Origin of the sequence: Rhodococcus sp. WAY2 (assembly GCF_009859915.1) — a bacterium.
Classification (GTDB): Bacteria; Actinomycetota; Actinomycetes; order Mycobacteriales; family Mycobacteriaceae; genus Rhodococcus_F; species Rhodococcus_F oxybenzonivorans.
The window spans coordinates 215,995-233,596 of record NZ_CP046573.1 but is presented as its reverse complement, the minus strand read 5'-3'; the positions used below and the strand labels follow the sequence as shown (position 1 = coordinate 233,596).

Here is a 17,602-nt window from a genome sequence, read left to right as displayed (position 1 = left end):
GATATGCACGTCTGACGTGGTGAGGCGGGAATGATGGATGATGACACACTGAGTTTTCTGGACGCGGGGTTCCTCGAGACCGAGGATTCCGATGACCACGCGAGCCTGACGATCGGCGCGTTGGCGATTCTCGCAGGCCCGGCACCGACTCCGGATCAGTTCCGTGAGTCGGTAGTGGCGCGGCTGGTCGATCTACCGCACGCAAGAGACAAACTCCATATGGTGCCGCTGGATCTCGGGAAACCGTCCTGGGTGGAGGACCCGGTGTTCGACCTCGGCCACCACGTGCGCCGGGTGGCGCTCCCACAGACCGGGGACGAGGAGACGCTGTTCGGGTTCGTGGCCCGGGTAATGGGGCATCGCCTCGACCGCGATCATCCGTTGTGGGAATGCTGGGTGGTGGAAGGACTCACCGGGGAGCGTTGGGCCGTGCTCGCCAAGATGCATCACTGTATGGCGGACGGCATCGCCGGCACCAGGCTGTTCGAAGCGATGTGCGACGAGGACCCGCCGGCCATCACACGGACCACACCGGTAATCGTCTCCCGGAAGCAGACCCCCGCCGGCATCATCGACACGATCACCGGAGTTCTCTCGCCGGTGCGTCAATTTCGAATGTTCACAACGGTACTGACCGCACCGCAGCGGTTCGTGGCGGCCACTGTCGGCGCCACCCTCGGTTTCGCTCGCCTCTTCGCCGAGATGGTGACGTCAACGTCCGGCACGTCGTTGATCGGGCCCATCGGACGTCAGCGGCGATACTGTGCCGCCCGCACCCGCATGGGGGATGTCCGCGAAATCTGTTCCGCCTACGGAGTCACGGTGAACGATGTCGCTCTTGCCGCGATCACCAGCGGACTGCGCACGCTCCTCCTGCGACGAGGCGAGATCCCGGAAGCCCGTACCGTCCGCACCCTCGTCCCCGTGTCCGTGCGGACCGACCTCCCGGGTGGGGGCCCGGTGCACAACGAGGTTTCTCTCATGCTGCCGTTTCTCCCCGTCGACATCGAGGACCATGTCGAGCAGCTCACTGCGGTGCACCGGCGCCTCGCCGCGCACAAAGCCGGCAACGAGGCGGAAGGCGGAAAAGCGTTCACAGCGCTGGCACAGTACGGGCCGTTCATGCCGTTGGCATGGGCGATACGCCTGGCCATGTGGTTCCCACAGCACAGCGTCGTGGCCGTCGCCACGAACATTCCCGGGCCCCGTCAGACGCGCCACATCCTCGGCCGGGAGATCCTCGAAATTTTCCCCTACGTGCCGATCGCACTGCGGTTACGCATCGGCATCGCTGTCTTGAGCTATAGCGACCACCTCACCTTCGGTGTCACGGGTGACTACGACACCAACCCCGACCTGGCCGACTTGGCCCACGGAATCGAACACGGCGTGGCATCGCTCCTGGCGGCGGCCCGCCTGTCCGAAGTGAATTAGCCGTCAGAGGAAACAGCGTCAGCATCATGAGGGAGAGAGCATGAAGGCGATTCAGTACCGACGAATCGGCGCAGAACCCGAACTGGTCGAGATCCCCACACCCGAACCCGGCCCCGGCGAGATCCTCCTCGAGATCACCGCGGCCGGGGTCTGCCACTCCGATGCGTTCATCATGGGGCTGCCCGAGGAGCAATACACCTTCGGGCTGCCACTGACACTCGGTCACGAGGGCGCTGGACGCGTCGCCGCCGTCGGCGCCGGTGTGGAAGGACTCGAAGTCGGCACAAATGTGCTCGTCTACGGGCCGTGGGGTTGCGGACAGTGCTGGCACTGCTCCCAGGGCATGGAGAACTACTGCTCGCGGGCCGCGGACCTGAACATCCTGCCGCCCGGGCTCGGCGCGCCCGGGGCGATCGCCGAATACATGGTGGTCGATTCGCCCCGCCACGTCGTGCCGATCGGGGACCTCGACCCGGTGACGACGGTCCCGCTGACCGATGCCGGGCTGACGCCCTACCACGCGATTAAACGGTCGCTGGGCAAACTCCGTCCCGGCTCGACCGCGGTGGTGATCGGCACCGGGGGACTCGGCCACGTCGCCATTCAGCTGTTGCGGCACCTGTCTCCGGCCCGCGTCGTCGCTCTCGACGTCAGCGAAGACAAACTCGAGTTCGCCCGGGCGATCGGCGCCCACGAGGCGGTGCTGTCCGACTCGAACGCCGCTGCGAATGTCCGCACGATCACCGGACCCGCCGGTGCGGCGCTGGTGCTCGATCTCGTGGGGATGCAACCGACCCTCGATCTGTCGATGGCGGTCGCGGGGGTCGGTTCCGACGTCGCGATCGTCGGACTGGGTGATGGCCAGGCAGCCGCCCAGGTAGGTTTCTTCCGCGGCGCGTACGAAGTCAACGTCGCCGTCCCGTACTGGGGTGCACGGAACGAGCTGATCGAGCTGGTCGACATGGCCCACCAGGGTGTGTTCGACATCGCCGTGGAACGCTTCGCGCTCGAGGACGGTGTGGAGGCGTATCGGCGGCTGGCCGTGGGAACGTTGCGTGGCCGCGCCGTCATCACGCCGTCGTCCACACCGTGAAATCAAACCGAGATGAGTTGAGAACCACAAGAATAGGCGCCGCGGCAGACGCGGAGCTCCCTCGCCACCGCGAAGGGCTGCTTCCGCGGGTCCGCCGCTAAGCGCACTCGGTACGAGCAGCGCCAACAGGCGCGGCGCCCGTACCGAGTGCATGCGATTTGCGCGAGAATCTCAGCGTTGGCCTCACCCGCTGGAGTTGCCCCGCCCTGCCCGGCAGCATCGTCGTCATCGAGGAGCGCTAGCGAACGATGAACAGCGGGCAGGCGACTGAGTGCATCAACGCCCTGCTGGTCGATCCCAGCAACATATTGGTGAATCCGCCTCGCCCCCGGCTCCCCACCACGAGGAGTTGTGCGTTGTCGGCCTGTTCCCTCAGGTTCCTTGCGGGACGATCCCGGACGACGACGGTGCGCACCTTCACATCCGGGTATTCCTCCGCGCGACCGGCTAGATTTTCGGACAACACAGCGGTCTCGTTTTCCGCGGCCCGTCTCCACTCGGCGTCGCTGCCGCCGTCGGGGGCAATTATCAAAGTGATATCGGACCACGCGTGCACAGCCACGAGCTCCGCCTGCCGCAGGGCGGCCTCTTCGTAGGCCATCGAGATGGCGGATTCACTGTGCCGTGAGCCGTCGACGCCGACGACGACGGGCCCGGAAAGGTCGTTGATATCACGATCAGCTGCTCCCCGGATGATTGCAGCGGTGCAATGAGCGTGCGCGGCAACCGCGGCACTGACCGAGCCCAGGAAGGCGCGTTCGACGATTCCCTGCCTGTTCGCGCCGACCACAACCATCGACGCCGTCGCCGAGCGCCCGATCAGCTCACCGGCCGGAGTTCCGGTGCACAGCGTGGCGACGATCTCGATGTTGTGCCCAGGCACCGCGGCCCGGGCGATCTGTTCTGCGCGCACCAATCTTTCCCGACCGTCGCGTTGCTCGTCTTCGAAGAAGCTGGCGGGCATTCCGATCGGGACGCCATAGGCGCCGGGAACGAACGTCGTCGTGATCAGCGACAGAGGCAGCTTACGGAGCGCGGCTTCCTTGGCGGCCCAGGACACCGCCTGCAGCGATGAGGGTGAGCCGTCTGTTCCTACAACGATCGGGCGGTGGCCGGTCATGGTGTACTCCTCCGGACTGCTCTGCGATAAGTTTCTGTCTCGACATCTATCGTCGTTATCCGTGACCGACCTCCGTAGAGGAGAAGGTCATCACCTCCGCAGCTGAAGCCTCCCGCCGATTCGGGCGCAAGTCGCAACCGGTGGAGTCGCTAGGGTTCGCCCAAGGCAGCGGTTACGGAGGGTGTGATAGCGGGCCTTGTCCACGAGCATGGCGTAGAGGACGCCGCATCGGCGTGGGTCCAGACGGATCAAGGCGGCGACCACGACCCTTTTCCTCTCGGTGCGTTTGCGGTCGAAGTAGCCGTGGATAGTCGGTCGCCCGGGGGGCAGCACACGGGGACTGGAACCCGGAGAGGGCAAGGCTCCATAGGACGATCTGCGTGGCATTGCTACCGGGCACCCTCACCCTCCGCGCGTCCAGCGCGGCGAGAATGTCGGTCGCGAGGCGTGCACCCATGTGGGGTGCGTGCGGTCGCTGTGACGGCCACGCTGGGCGCGTTCGCCGTCGTTTGACGAGCACGGCGTGACGCTCTCGTAGGCGCGGCCGCACTCACTGCTGCCGGAGTCGCCTGCAATCTGAGCGGTCCGTCAATGCCACAAGGCCGCCACCCCACGATTATTCGGAAAGACACGGGCAAGGCGACATACCGAACCTGGCGACCGTAGCGCCGCGAAACGGGACCATAAGGACGGTAACTGCGTGGTCAGAGGGAATTGGCGCCTTGCAGAACAAGAGCCGGCCACCCCGGGACCATCAGGCCGACACCGATCGAGATCAGTGTGAGACCCCAACTGCGGTACCGGGCGCTGTGACTCGCGGCCAATCCGCAGAAGACGATCACCGACGCGCAACCGAGCACATTGAGTGCGGAGGTTGCGAACAGTGCGGCACCACCGGTGAGTGCAGCGGCGACCAGCCAGAAGTACCGCAGATCGTGAGCATCGAGATCGAGAGTGTGCACGGTATTTCCTCTCTCACGTGACCGTCAGCTACCGTCTTCTCGCCGAGACCTGTTCACCGACAGCACGGTATCCACCCCACGCCGGGGATTCTGCCGCGGAGCAAGATTCCCGACCGTGCCCAGGCGAACCAAGACCTGGGCGAAGCAGGGCTCGGGGAGAAGATCTCCGATCATCGCCCGGCTCTGCGGGACCTCGGTCACGTGGGTGAGCGGGCAGGTGGCAACTTTGTTTACCGTTGCGTCGAGTAGTACGGCGGAAAGGGCTTCACCGCAGCGCAACCAGTCCATCCGAGTGTCGGTTCCGGTGCTCAGCACCACCACGGTCGACTGATCGATCTGCGTCGAGTCGGTTCCGTGTGTGTCGGTTCCGGAGGGGAAGTTGCGGCCGATGCCGACGCGTGCCCGCTCCTCGGCGGTGGCCAGCGCAGCCGGTGGGATTCCTCCCGCTGGAATCGAATGACCCGCCCACCAATGTAATTCGGTGTGATACATCGAGTCGTAGCGTCGCGCCGCTGCGGTGAGTTCCGTCGCTTCAGCCAGCTTCGGACGCGCGTCGGCGGGGATGGCTCTGTCAACTCGATCTGGCCCCACCTTGTCGGCTCGAGTTGGCCCCAGCCGACCCTTACCCGTGAGGGTGTGACGGCTCGAAGTGGCCCCACCCTGATGCGGTGAACTGGGCGTTCTGGGTTGGTCGAATGTCCGGGCTGGACGCCGCGACGTCGACGGTGTTGTCCGTCCCGTCCGGCATGGCCTCCGATCAGCTCGCGGTTTGGGCTGCTGCCCTGGTTTGAGCGAGCCGGTAGCTGTCGGTGCCGGTTTCGATGATCGCGCCGCCGAAGGTGAGTCGGTCGACGATGGCCGCGCAGAGTCTCGGATCGGTGAACGTCCGGGTCCAACCCGAAAATGACTGGTTGGACGCAATCGCCACGGAGTTCTTCTCCTCACGTTCGGTCAATACCTGGAACAACAACTCGGCACCGCGTTTGTCGAGTTCCATGTAGCCGAGCTCGTCAATGCAGAGCAGATCCACCCGCCCGTAGCGGGCGATGGTCTTGGCGAGCAGTTTCTCGTCGGCGGCCTCGACGAGTTCGTTGACCAGCTTCGTCGCCAGGGTGTAGCGGACCCGGAAACCGGCCTCAGCGGCGGCAGTGCCCAAACCGATCAGCAGATGTGATTTGCCGGTGCCGGAATCCCCGATCAGACACAACGGTTCACCCTTGCGGACCCAGACGCAGCTGGCGAGACTGTTGATGGTGGCCGGGTTGACGTTCGGGTTGGCATCGAAGTCGAAGTCCGCCAACCATTTCTGGCGTGGGAATCCGGCGGCCTTGACCCGGCGGATGCTGCGGCGGCGGGCGCGGTCGTCGCATTCGGCCAGCAGCAGGTCGGCGAGGAAGCCCTCGTAGGTCAGTTGCTCCTTGTGGGCGACGGTGAGCATGTCCTCGAACCGGGTGCGCACCGTCGGTAGCCGCAGATCACGGCAGGCCTGCTCGATCGCGGTGGCGGCGGCCTCGGGGGTGAGTCCGCGCCGGCGCCGTGCGGCGGCCGGTGAGGTGGGGGTCGACCCGGTCATGATGATGCTCCTTCACGTGCAGAGACGGCGTCCGATGGTGGCGGCCGCCGCCGCAGCAACTCGTCGTAGGGGGCGACGGTGGGAAGCGGACGCGAATCCGGTGGCAGGCCAGCGATCACCGCCTCCGGATCGGCCAACCTGCGTGCGGTCATCGACACCACCTTCGACGGTGCCGCCGCAACTGGGATGACCGCGTCGTCGGGACGGTCGGCGGCGGCCTTGCGGGCCTCGACGGCCACCACGTCCGCGCAGGCGGCACCGACAGCGACCGCGGAGCGGAGCCCGGCGGCCACATCCGCGTGTGCCATGTTCCGGTGCAGCAGCAGCACTTCGACCAGTGCGCGGGTGCCGTCGGCGTCCCCGTGCACCGATCGTGCCAGCGCCCAGAACGCCTCGTGGTCGGCGGTGAACGTCCCCGCCGCCCGCGCCTGGGACAGCGCGGTCGACCCAGGTAGGGCGCCAGGTTTACGGGCGAGGACCTCGAGGTAGTGATCGAGCACCAAGGCCTGCGCGCCCTTGCGGGCGAGGCGGTGATGGCGGGCGACCTCCCGCCGGCCGTCGAAGATCACCACCTGACTGGCCCGCAGCGAGACCCGCACCTGCCGTCCGATCAGGTAGATCGGCACCGAATAGTGGCACTGGCGCACCGTGACCCGCGAATACCGGTCCACCCGCGGCGTCAACCACAGGCCGGGCTCGAACTCCTCGGCCGGCAGCGGCCGCAGCAAGGGCTGTTCGGTGGCGAAGTCCTCGCCGACGGTCCGGATCCGGGTCTCGATCCGCCGGCCGTCGTCCGCCCGATCCGCCGCGGCGAGGCGGGCGTTGAGCTCGTCCAGGGTGTCGACCTTCGGCACCGGGACCAGGTGGTTACGGCGGAAGCGCCCCACCTCGCCCTCCACACCGCCCTTCTCGTGGGCGCCCTCGAGACCAGTCAGGCAGTAGAAGGAATCGAAGCCGTAGTGCGACCGGAACAGAATCCACCGATCCGACTCGGACCGGTTGCGCCCGAACAATACCCGACGCACCGCAGACCGCAGATTGTCGTACCGGATCTTGCCGGTCGGGACACCGCCGATCGTGGCGAAGGCGATCACATGGCCCTCGACGAAGGCCTCCTGCCCCTGTGAGGCGAATACCCTTCTCTGCACTAACTCGACCACAAACTCGTTCGTTCGGAATGGATTGCGGGTCAGGCGAGCGCATCAACGCCGCTCTCGCCGCGGCCAGTGTGCTGTTGTAAGCGGTCGGCTTGCTGCTTCTTGTTCGCGATATGACGCAGTGTCTCCTGCAAGTTGGCGACCTCACCGAGCCATTGCAGCTTCTGCGCCTCCTCCAACCGGTCGTGGGTGTTGCGTTCGATATCGAGTAGCCGTGGCACCTGACTCGGGGAGAGGCGGAGCATCGGACAACGCACGCAGGCTGATTCGTGCTGACACGGTGTCCCGTAGGGGCGATGGCAGTGGCCGAGCGCGACCTTTCTGAGGCTGAAGTGGTCCCGGAACTCCTCCCACTCGGCGTCGCTGGGTTCGCGGTATTCTTCGCTGGGGCGATGGGTTCGACGCTGGTCCACGAACTGGCGGTAGTGCCGGATCACCTCCTCCGGGTAGACGGCAACATATCCCTGAGTCGTATTCAGGTCGAGATGGCCTAATAATTTCGCCGCGATGTGGATCGGGAGTCCGCCGTTGACGGTCTCGGTGGAGAAGATTCTCCGGAAATCGTGCGGTGTGAACTTCAGTGGGGCACCGTCGACATCGGTAAGACGCGCTCTCTCGGCGAGGCCGGCGAGGAGTCCTCGAATGCGGTCCGCTGGGATGACCTGAAGTCGGTGCTGGGTCAGGCGCTGGAAGAGGTGTGGAAGGATCGATCCGAAGGTGCGTTCGTAGGTGTCGTAGCGGCTGAGCAGGGGAACTTGACCGTCCTGGTCCTTGATTCGGCGGATGATGCGGGCCAGGACCGCGACGAGGTCCGGGTCGGCGGGGATGACCCGTTCGATGTCGGTCTTGGACGGGCTGATCTGAAGCAGGGGCACCATCTCGCCGGTCGGAGCTTGGTATTGGCGCAGGCTCAGGTGAGTGAGCTCGAGCAGTTCCTCGATCCGCACGCCGGTCCTGCGCAACACCTCCACCGCGGCAAATGTCCAGAATGCGTTGTCCTCCAACCGTTCGACATCGAATCGGGCGCCTTCCCGGTCGACGGGGGTGACGAACACCGCGGCCGGCCGCCAGGTGCTGCCGCCCCGCCCTGCTCGGCGGTAAGCCTGGTCGTCGACGACGAGCACTTCACCGGCTGCCGCTCGGCGGGCGGCGGCGAGCAGGCGACCGGCGTGTTCGAGTTCATCCGTCGCCGCGGTGATGAGCCGCGGGAACACCGGGATCAGGGTGCGAGTGCGCTGCTGCATGCGCGCCTGGCGACGGCGAGCCTCCTTGATGTAGCCGCGGATGTCGCTGTCTCCGATTGGCGAGGGAGCGGCCCACCGCGCCCATCGAGCCGGATCCTCCAACGACCACTGCAGCAAGTCCAGGTAGAAGGCGCGAACGGCCAGCAGAACGGTGTGCACGGTGCGACGGGGCTGCCCGTTCGGCAAGCTGCGGATCCGCTGTTTCCATTCCTGCGCGACCGACTCGGGCAGGTGCAGTGAATCAATCCCCGGATGGTGACGCTCGAGGTCTCGCCAGAACAGGTCCACCAGCACCTGGACGAGATTGACCAACGACCCGTAGTCCAGTGCTGCCGACCGCTCGACCAGGTAGTGCACCAGGATGTCGCGTATCTCTTTGTTGGCGACCGGGTAGCGGTCGACCAGCTCGGCCACCGACAACTGCCCCCGCGCCTGAGCCGCGCGCAGCGTGTCCGGCGAACCCTCGAGCCCGCCAGCTGCGCGCAGCAACTCGTAGGCCATCGGGAGCGAGCCGACCCTGCTGCCGCAGGCCTGCCGAGCGGCCGCATAGTCGTCGAAGTCGGCGACGCGCAGTTCACGCAAGGGTTTGCCCGTCACGATCACCATGCGGGTCAACGCATTCACTGCCTCGGCGGCGTGGTCGTGACCGTTGCGGCGGGCGGCGTGACGCTCGATGACCGCGAAGGTCTCGGCCTGGTTGTGCCGGCGATACGCTGCGTAGACGCCCAACATTCTGCTGCTCGACAACCAGGCGTAGGACGGTCGGACCGCGCGCAACACGATCATGATTCTCAGACCGGCGGTCAGTCGATTTCGTTGGGCGGGTGTGAGATTGACTGGGCCCCATTCCCTGCCGTGTTCCTCGGCGCCGCTGAGCAGCCAGCGGTCCTGCCAGTCCTCTCCTGGGAAACTCTCGAGCCAGTCCAGGATGCGCGTCAGCGCGAGCTCATGCCTCCATCGCTGCTGGTAGCTCGGCTGGTCGAGCAGCGTCCCGGCGAACGTGCTCACCTCCTGCCGGGTGGCCCTCGCCCTGTCGTGGTCGGTGACGACCGGCATCGACGGTTCGGATTGTGGCGCGATGAGCAGGTTCGGGTCGCGGGTGCTGACCGGGGTCCGCGCCACCTTGCCGTGCCGACTGCCCATCAGGCGGGACCGAACACGTCGGCCAGGTCCTGCGGGTCGAAGGACCAACCGTCGAACGGGTGCTCCGCCGGCTTCGGTCGGGTGTAGTGCTCGTGAACCTTGGCGATCACCTCATCGATCCGGGGACGCAGGTAGCGGCCCGTTGTGGTGATCTGCCGATGTCGCAGTACCTGCTGGACGTCGACGAGGGTGACATCAGGGTCGGCGATCAGGCGCAAACCGAGCGTGTGACGCAGATCGTGCAGGCTGACGTTGGCCCCGAGCTGGTCATTGATCCGTGTCAGGACAGCCCGCAGGGCGGTGTAGGTCAAAGGCCGCAGCGGCCGGCGCCGGGTCCACCACAGCGGCTCCGCCGGCTCGGGGCGATGCCCCTCGTCGGCGAGTTCGCCGAGATAGAGGGTCATCCACGCGAACGCCTCCGGCGCGGCCGGACACGCCTGCTTGACTCCACCGAGTCCCTTGGTCTGCACATAGATCCGGCCGTCACCGGGATGCGCGTCAGCCACCGTCATCCCCAGTATCTCGGCGGCGCGAGCCCCGCTGGAGAGGAACATGCTGAACAACGCCCGGTCCCGATTGCACCCCAAGCAGCCGAAGAGCTCGTCGAGCACGTCGTCGGGCACGGCGCGGGGCGGAAGATCGGGTTGCTTCTGCCGGTACCTGCCGCGGCGATGCGGATGGAAGGGTTCGAGTGGGTTGTGGTGCGCGTGCAGTCGTGCACCGGACCGGGACGTCGCCGGCACCGGTGACATCACCGGGCCGTCCCCGGTCTGCAGGTGAAAGTCGTAGAACGCGGCGACGACCGACAGGGCGTGGTTGATGGTGGCCGGAGCATATCCTGCCCCCAGGTAGGGCTTCCCGGTGCGCGGATTCAACGAACCCGCCACTGGCGCGTCAGGACGTCGCCGGTCCCGCGCCGGATTGTGCGCCGTCCGCAGCCACAGCACGTAGTCCCGCACCTCCGCCCGTTGGGCACGATCCCAGGGGACACCGACGGCAGCGAGAAACCGGAACCACCGCAACAGGTCATACCCATAGGAGCGGCACGAGGCGCGACTGTTCGCGCATGCCAACAGGTCCCGCAGGAATTCACTGACCGGTTCGATCGGCTTTCCTACCCCATCGCGCACCACCCACGGCAGCATCGGGTCGTCGGTCGGAGTCACCTCGCCCGTCCTGGCCACCACGATCCCCGAGGGGTCCCGCCGCACCATCTCTTGCTCCTGGTTCACCCAGCACTCCGTCCTCCGAGGTCATCGTCCGGACGGAGCGTTGCCGACTACGCAGCCGATCTTGCGCAAGACACGCCGCTAGTGCGGTCAACGGTCCGGTGCACCGCCTTGCCCGAGTGCGACAACCGGAGGGTGAACAGGAAGCATTTCGTCCGCACCCCGGCCAGATCGATCCACGCATCCCCGAAATCGACCTCCGCCTCCGCGCCGGGAAGATGGTCTTGCAGCACGAAGGCCGTCTCGGTTCCCCTCCCGGACTCGGCGACGATCTCCGGGCGTCGGCGGGCGACGTAGTCCCGGACCGACGAGTACGAGGCCTCGCAGCCGTGTTCGTCGATCAGCCTTGTCCAGATTCGTTTGGTCGTGTGTTTCTGCTTCCGCGGCGCGGTCAGGTCCGTGATCAGCATGTCATCGATCACCGTCTTGAACCGTTCGAGCTTGACCGCGATCCGCACCGGCCTCTTGCGGGGAGGCGGGATCGGAGACTCCAAGGCCGCCCGCACCGTCCGCCGGTGCACACCATGGCGGTCCGCCAGCGCGCGGATCGACAGGCCCTCACACCGCGCATCGCGGCGGATGTCCTCGAACAGTTGCACCCGAGACTCCAACCCGAACCCCTCACGGCCAGCGGTGTGGTTCGTCTCGATCATCGCGCCCACACCCGTCACCGGGATTCACACCGACGAAAACAGCCACCCCGGGCGTGTCGCGGTGGGGCCACTTCGAGCCGTCACACCCCTCACCGGATAAGGGTCGACTGGGTCCAACTCGAGCCGCCCGACCGGGGCCACTTCAGACTGCCAGAGCCAACATGATCGTCACCGCCGATGCCATCAGCGAAGGACCGACCACATAGCGGCCCAGCTCAGCAGCGCGCCTGCCCGGCGGTCGGCCACCTTCGGTGCCCCCCAAGAGGATCCGCTTCCGGTGCTACGAGTCGGGGTCGAGGGCCTGGAGTCGGCGCCGCGCACGCTGAGGCATTCCCGGAGTGGGAAGCTATCGCCCCTCGGGTAGTGACTCCGATGGCCCGAACCATTACAAAGGAATGAGGGTTCGTTACGCGTCGGGGTCGCGACAGACGAGTTCGCTAGCGCGTGATCTGTGTGGAGAGCAACTCCTCTGGGGGCGCAATGGGGAGTTGACCGCAATGCGCGTTCCGCGGGCACGATCAGATGCGGATTGGGAGCGGCAGATTTCGACCGAAGAGCACGGCCGCCGAGTCCGGGAACGCTCTCGATCGGCACCGGCCGGGAAACAGGCGTCGATCGCCGACTACTACCGGGCTGTTCGCTCTGCCCATGAGGCCGATGCTCCGCCTGATGAGCACGACGAGTGACCCCATGTGTTTCCGTATTCTCGAACGCGGGCCGTATCGAAGGAGGACCGCACCCACCGGATGCGGTCCCGCCGACTAGTTAGACAGCCCGCACGTTCGTGGCCTGCGGGCCCTTCTGCCCCTGGCCCACCTCGAACTCGACACGCTGGTTCTCATCGAGGGACTTGAAGCCGCTGCCCGAGATTTCCGAATAGTGCACGAAGACGTCCGGAGTTCCGTCGTCGGGTGCGATGAAACCGAAGCCCTTCTCACCGTTGAACCACTTCACTATGCCCTGCGCCATGCCGATACTCCCTACGACCTCGATCCGGGTACTCACATCGAGTTCCCGATCTCGATAACACTGATCCTGCCACCCGGCGACGGATCGGGGCCGACCGCATCTGACCGGCGGAACGTGCGTACTGCTCGACATCACCGCACCCGACATTGCCGCCAGTCGCTCATCGAGCGCCGGGAGGGGGATCGGTAAGTGGTATCGATGCGTCCGAAAGCGCTCTATCGGTGACAGGCACGGCCACCAGAAGAAACGTCGTCACCGAATCCGATCATCGCAATCAGCCGAAGATCGGGCCGAAGATCGTGACCAGTGGGTACACCGTGTACCAGTAATGGTCACCGAGCCAGTACCACATCGGGGAAGGGGACATCGGAGACCCTCTCGTCGATCACACGGCAAGCGCTCGCGGCCACCCCGACCTACGTCAACGTTCGTCCAGCTGGCGCGGCCCTGTCAACCGAGCCCCACACATCAAGGACGCCAGGCACTCTGAAGGATCCGCGACCCGGTCGACGATCCGCAAATGGCGCCAGGCACACGAACACCTCGATAGAAAACTGCATCTCCGCCAGTCAACTGGGATTTATAGCTGCATGAGTCTGCTTTCGAGGCGATCATTCGTGCAGTTCACCACCCATTCGCGTTCGGACACGTCCCTGAGCGGTCCACCCGTTTTCGCGCAGCTCCCAGTACTGTGCGCTCATGCTGTATCGAGACGGTCCGTGAGGCATCGGGGGGAACTGTGGCGCGCAAGGTGGTTGTCGAACTCGTCGACGATATCGACGGGACTGTGTTCGGCGAAGAAGGCGAGAAGATCACCTTCGCGGTCAACGGTGTCGAGTACGAGATCGACCTGAAGGACGAGCACGCCAGCGAGTTCCGCAAGCAGATCGGCCACTTCATCGAGCATGCCACCCGGGTGCGCGTGCCGAAGACTTCATACAAGTCTGCTACCACGTCCGGGGGTGCTAGGACGCTTACGCAGTTCTCCGCCCGCTTGGACCCAGACTTGCTACAGCAGATGAAGATCGAAGTAGCCGCCCGTGGGACGACTTTGCAGGCGGCGACGGCCGAAGCATTCAGGTTGTGGCTGTCCTCGAAAGGTGAGGGTCCTCGGGGGATGCGGCCACGCGCACTGAGGTAGTAGCCCCAGCGTCCTCCGGTGCTCCGAAAGGCGAACGCCGACCGGGCACGTCCCGAAAGCCGCCCCGTGGCCGGAACGCGCTGAGGTGCGCAGTTTCGGTAGCCCCGTCCGGTGAAGATTCCCGAGTCGGGGCGACGAACGGGACACTCCGGCTGTCTAACAAAGTGACGCTGTCAATGGTGTGACCGAGCGGTGCTGTCCAAAACAATGTCACACAACCCCGGTGGCGGGATCTTCCTCCAGATGAGAGGGAGTGGCGGCACTTCCTAGGCGGAGGTGTGCTTGTTGTGGCGGAGTGGCCGATCGCTCGCGGCCCGGTTGGGGCAGTCAAGGTCCGGACCTATGGTCCTCGCAATTGCTGTCGTGAGGACTAAGCTAAGGAGTGGTACCGATGATTGTTGAGGTTCGCCGCATCCGCCCGACGGACGCGAAGAAGATCCGCCACCTTCATCGTTGGTGGTTACCTCATCCAGAGTCCCTCACTGGGCGTTCCCGCGCGGACCAGTATGGATGCGGATGGTTGGCTCGAGGTCTGGATGACCAGCGATGAGGGCCCCCGGGGATCGCACACACCTCATCCTCACCGCCGACGGCACCTCTCTTTCGGTGCGTGAGATCGGATCCCGGATGGCGCCGGTCACTGTGATTTTCGCGCACGGATTTTGTCTCCACATGGACGCCTGGGCACCGCAACGGGCCTACCTGGCCGAGGTCTGGCGGGGGCGTGCCCGGTTGGTCTTCTTCGATCACCGCGGCCATGGTGGATCCGGCGCGGCTGACACCGACAGTTACACGATCAGCCAGCTTGGACGGGACCTGGATGTGGTGATTCGCACGGTGGCGCCACAGGGTCCGATTGTCCTCGTCGGGCACTCGATGGGTGGGATGTCCGTGATGTCCTACGTCGCCCACCACCAAGAGGCCGCGGCCGCGCAAATCGTGGGAGTCGGGTTGATCTCGACCGCCGTCGACAATGTCGCCGGCGCCGGCATCGGGCGCGCTCTGAATACGCCGGCGGTGACGGTGCTGCGGACGGCATCCGCTCACGCCCCGGGGCTCCTCGGGCGCAGCTGGAATCTCTCACGTCGCATCTTGTCGCCGGTGGTCGGCGCAACGTGCCCGCTTGCTCCGAGTGCAAGTGTCCGTGCCGCCGCCACGTCCTACGGGATGGTCCACGCGACGCCGATCCCCACCGTGGCCGCCTTCCTGCGTGATCTGCGGATCTACGACGCTTCCCCGGCGCTCGACGTGCTCGCGAAGGTGCCGGCGTCGATCATCTGTGGAACCCGGGACAGGGTGACCCCGATCGGGCACTCACAGCGACTCGCCGCGGCTCTTCCCCTCGCCGAACTGATCCCGGTGAGCGGAGCGCGGCACATCGGCCTCGAGCGTCCCGATGTGGTGAGCGAGGGTCTCGATCGACTGCTCGGCCGCGCGGTAGGGCGCCGCGAACAGGACACCACCCGCAGATCCAAATCCGACCTCGTCGGGGCGTGAAATCTGCGCGTGCCTGACACCTGCCGAGGCAACCACTGATGGGAGAAGTGTTGAGTATTCACCAGGACGTTGACCTGTCGTCCGGTCAGGCGCACCACCGGCCGGACGAGCGCGTTCACCGCGGCGCGGGGTTGTACACCCGCCATGTTCTGAAACGGGTGGCAGCGTGTGGTGTGCAGGTCGGGGCGCGGCACCGGTGCATCGATCTGCATCACGAACCGAAGACCTACAACCCGTGGCAAGACGTCACCTATTGCCGCTGCGGTCACATCCGGTGGGCGGGCGAGCATGCGCAGTTCGACACCGCCGTAGAAGCATTCGAGGTTTTCCCTCATCACCCCTCGGGCCGGCCGGATCCACGGACCTATCCCGGAAAGATGGACACCGAACCGCGGCAGGTCAGCGAGAAGCGGCCCATCGGGCGAAGCGAGCTACGCCGATGATCCCGGCAGAAGCCGGCGACCGCGCGGCCCGCGCTGTTCTGGACCTGATCGACCGCGTCGAGATCGACACCGAGAGCGACCAGTTTCTGACGGCGCTCGACCGTATCCACTTGCAACTCCTCTCGCCGATGGTGGCCACGATCGTCGCAAGGCGAGCGGAGCTGGGTTTTGCCGCCCACGACGTGAATACCTATCCCCGACGCAATATGTGGCGCACGCAGGTCCCGTTCGGGCGGACGAACGGCGGTGTCGTCGTCGAGATTCCCCTCGTCGTGATCGCACCTGTTCTGATCGGCATGATTCCTGTCCTACTCAACATGAATTCGCTTTTTCAGTCTCCGATCACGGATCTGACGGTATTCATCTTCGTGGCTGCAGGTGTGGAGGTCCTCGCGATGTGGTGGTGGATCCGCCGCGATCCCCTCAGGCTGACCGCGGCGGACAAGCAGATGATCCGCGGCAGCATTGCCAAGCTCGAGGCCTACGTCTCGGCCGGCGGCGACTTCTTCGAACTTCGTCTGGCCATGACTGCGTCCGCGATCGTCGACGATATTCGTGACGTGCCGGGATGGAGTCACGAGGACCTCTACATCCACCGCATCCGGCTCGACGTCGAGGACCAACTCCGAGCGATTCTCGGCCACTGCGGTGAGCTGGCAACTTTCCGGGTCAGCGTCGGCGAACCCACGACAGGTGTCAGTGCCGAGGCTGACGCGGCTCGGGTCGCCTACCACGGGCAGCGACGGTGGTTCGAGCAGGTCAAAGAATCACTGATCGGGCGGGTCGCAGCGTTGTGGGCGTATCACCAAGACCTACTGATGCTCCAGGACTCGATCGACGGTACTGCGGCTCTCGGTCGCATCGACGCTCACGCACCGGCGCTCGGAGAATTGCTGGTGAATTCGGCTGACGATGACCTCGCGGCTTCGGCGATCGGTGACCTGGCCAATGACCTGGCCGATCTACATCAGGCGCGGGAAGCGGCGCTGGCACAGCTGCACGGCGATGTCACCGGCTTCGATCGGTGCAGCTGATGGGCCGTAGCCATGACCGGATCAGCCCAGATCGCGGCGACGGTGTGTTCGATCCCGACCGGGGCGACAGCGACGTCGCCACCCGCAAGGAGGGCGAACTGATCTCGCAGCACGCCTACGACACCCGCGCCGATCTCCGCAGCGGAGCACGAGAACTCGACGACGCCACCGAGAACCTACCTGGATTGACCCGGGCGCAACGGGATCTCAACCGCGCCTATCCGCGGCCCACGCCGGCGGCAATCGGAAACTCTCGGCTACGCCCGCAGCTGCCACCGGCGATCGAACTCCGTCGCACCCTCTCGGCACGACAACGGAACACCCGATCCGCGGCGAAGCGCCGCGTCCTCGACGCGATGCCGAAAGCCCAGTACACGGCGCTGGCGGCGTTGACGTCGGACCCGAAGACCTGGCGGGAGACGAACAACGCCCTTTCCGCGGTGGCCGGCGACGCTGTCGAGCTCGACGATGCTCGCCGTAAGCAGGTCCAACGAGTGGACCGGGCGATCCAACGATACGAACGCGAATCCGGACGAGGCCATCTCGTGTACACGTCGGTGAGCATTCCCAACGCGGTCGTGAACCCGTCAGATCTGCCCTCGACGCTATCGCCGGGGACGGTCCTGTCCTTCGACCGGTTCACTGCAGCAACCCATTCGCTGCACGAGCTGGACTCGACCGCCCGGCCCACCGATGTCGTCTTCGAGATCCAGACCGACCGGGGCATGTACTACGGGCAATCTTCCCGCGTGGACAACTCGCACCATCTGCTGCCACGGGGAATGCAGCTTCAGGTGGTGGGGGCTCATTTTGTCCCATACGAGCGGCCCGGACAGCCACCGGGGGAGCGCTTGGTCGTCCAACTCGTCGATCACGGGACGCCATGACGAGTCGAGGCAGGCGTTCGAGA

At 65.6% G+C, this 17,602-nt stretch carries 14 protein-coding genes and 2 pseudogenes; 7 read left to right on the top strand and 9 right to left on the bottom strand.

What is annotated here, in order from left to right:
- Positions 1 to 33 precede the first annotated feature (33 nt).
- Positions 34 to 1,434 (top strand): WS/DGAT/MGAT family O-acyltransferase, encoded by a 1,401-nt coding sequence (locus GFS60_RS31115; RefSeq protein WP_159928009.1) that lies wholly within the window; start codon positions 34 to 36, stop codon positions 1,432 to 1,434.
- Between the two features lie 40 nt (positions 1,435 to 1,474).
- Positions 1,475 to 2,527: an NAD(P)-dependent alcohol dehydrogenase gene (locus GFS60_RS31110; RefSeq protein WP_159928007.1), complete on the top strand. Its 1,053-nt coding sequence runs from the start codon at positions 1,475 to 1,477 to the stop codon at positions 2,525 to 2,527.
- A 238-nt stretch (positions 2,528 to 2,765) separates the two neighbouring features.
- Here GFS60_RS31110 and GFS60_RS31105 read toward each other — a convergent pair whose 3' ends face one another.
- The 9 genes and pseudogenes from GFS60_RS31105 to GFS60_RS31065 all read right to left on the bottom strand — a co-directional run bounded on the left by GFS60_RS31105 (position 2,766) and on the right by GFS60_RS31065 (position 12,577).
- Positions 2,766 to 3,647 (bottom strand): universal stress protein, encoded by an 882-nt coding sequence (locus GFS60_RS31105; protein WP_159928005.1) that lies wholly within the window; start codon positions 3,645 to 3,647, stop codon positions 2,766 to 2,768.
- 704 nt (positions 3,648 to 4,351) lie between these two features.
- Complete coding sequence (locus GFS60_RS31100; RefSeq protein ID WP_159928003.1) at positions 4,352 to 4,609, bottom strand: hypothetical protein; 258 nt, start codon at positions 4,607 to 4,609, stop codon at positions 4,352 to 4,354.
- A gap of 24 nt (positions 4,610 to 4,633) precedes the next feature.
- Positions 4,634 to 5,101, bottom strand: a complete 468-nt coding sequence (locus tag GFS60_RS31095; protein ID WP_159928001.1) for a hypothetical protein — start codon at positions 5,099 to 5,101, stop codon at positions 4,634 to 4,636.
- A gap of 265 nt (positions 5,102 to 5,366) precedes the next feature.
- Positions 5,367 to 6,182, bottom strand: a complete 816-nt coding sequence (gene istB / locus GFS60_RS31090; RefSeq protein WP_159927999.1) for an IS21-like element helper ATPase IstB — start codon at positions 6,180 to 6,182, stop codon at positions 5,367 to 5,369.
- Positions 6,179 to 7,321 (bottom strand): annotated as a pseudogene (locus GFS60_RS31085) (Mu transposase domain-containing protein); the annotation flags it as partial. The gene istB and the pseudogene GFS60_RS31085, both read right to left, overlap by 4 nt.
- Before the next feature lie 50 nt (positions 7,322 to 7,371).
- Positions 7,372 to 9,726, bottom strand: a complete 2,355-nt coding sequence (locus GFS60_RS31080; protein ID WP_159927997.1) for a site-specific integrase — start codon at positions 9,724 to 9,726, stop codon at positions 7,372 to 7,374.
- On the bottom strand, positions 9,726 to 10,958 hold the full coding sequence (locus GFS60_RS31075) for a tyrosine-type recombinase/integrase (RefSeq protein WP_159927995.1): 1,233 nt from the start codon (positions 10,956 to 10,958) through the stop codon (positions 9,726 to 9,728). Before GFS60_RS31075 ends, GFS60_RS31080 begins: the two co-directional genes overlap by 1 nt.
- A 95-nt stretch (positions 10,959 to 11,053) precedes the next feature.
- Positions 11,054 to 11,566, bottom strand: a pseudogene (locus tag GFS60_RS31070) (IS21 family transposase); the annotation flags it as partial.
- Between the two features lie 807 nt (positions 11,567 to 12,373).
- A complete protein-coding gene (locus GFS60_RS31065) occupies positions 12,374 to 12,577 on the bottom strand; it encodes a cold-shock protein (RefSeq protein ID WP_073365012.1) in 204 nt (67 codons plus the stop codon).
- 739 nt (positions 12,578 to 13,316) lie between these two features.
- Here GFS60_RS31065 and GFS60_RS31060 point away from each other — a divergent pair.
- The 5 genes from GFS60_RS31060 to GFS60_RS31040 all read left to right on the top strand — a co-directional run bounded on the left by GFS60_RS31060 (position 13,317) and on the right by GFS60_RS31040 (position 17,579).
- Positions 13,317 to 13,718 carry a histone-like nucleoid-structuring protein Lsr2 gene (locus GFS60_RS31060; protein ID WP_201453679.1) on the top strand — a complete coding sequence of 134 codons (402 nt, stop codon included), beginning with the start codon at positions 13,317 to 13,319 and terminating at the stop codon, positions 13,716 to 13,718.
- 546 nt (positions 13,719 to 14,264) lie between these two features.
- The gene (locus tag GFS60_RS31055) at positions 14,265 to 15,215 is read left to right on the top strand and encodes an alpha/beta fold hydrolase (RefSeq protein ID WP_159927993.1); all 951 of its coding nucleotides are present in this window, start codon (positions 14,265 to 14,267) and stop codon (positions 15,213 to 15,215) included.
- Positions 15,216 to 15,262: 47 nt separating this feature from the next.
- Positions 15,263 to 15,658: a hypothetical protein gene (locus tag GFS60_RS31050; protein WP_236603659.1), complete on the top strand. Its 396-nt coding sequence runs from the start codon at positions 15,263 to 15,265 to the stop codon at positions 15,656 to 15,658.
- On the top strand, positions 15,655 to 16,692 hold the full coding sequence (locus GFS60_RS31045) for a hypothetical protein (protein ID WP_159927989.1): 1,038 nt from the start codon (positions 15,655 to 15,657) through the stop codon (positions 16,690 to 16,692). The genes GFS60_RS31050 and GFS60_RS31045 overlap by 4 nt, the downstream gene beginning before the upstream one ends.
- Positions 16,692 to 17,579, top strand: coding sequence for a hypothetical protein (locus GFS60_RS31040; protein WP_159927987.1), 888 nt, complete (start codon positions 16,692 to 16,694; stop codon positions 17,577 to 17,579). Before GFS60_RS31045 ends, GFS60_RS31040 begins: the two co-directional genes overlap by 1 nt.
- The last annotated feature ends 23 nt before the right edge of the window (positions 17,580 to 17,602 follow it).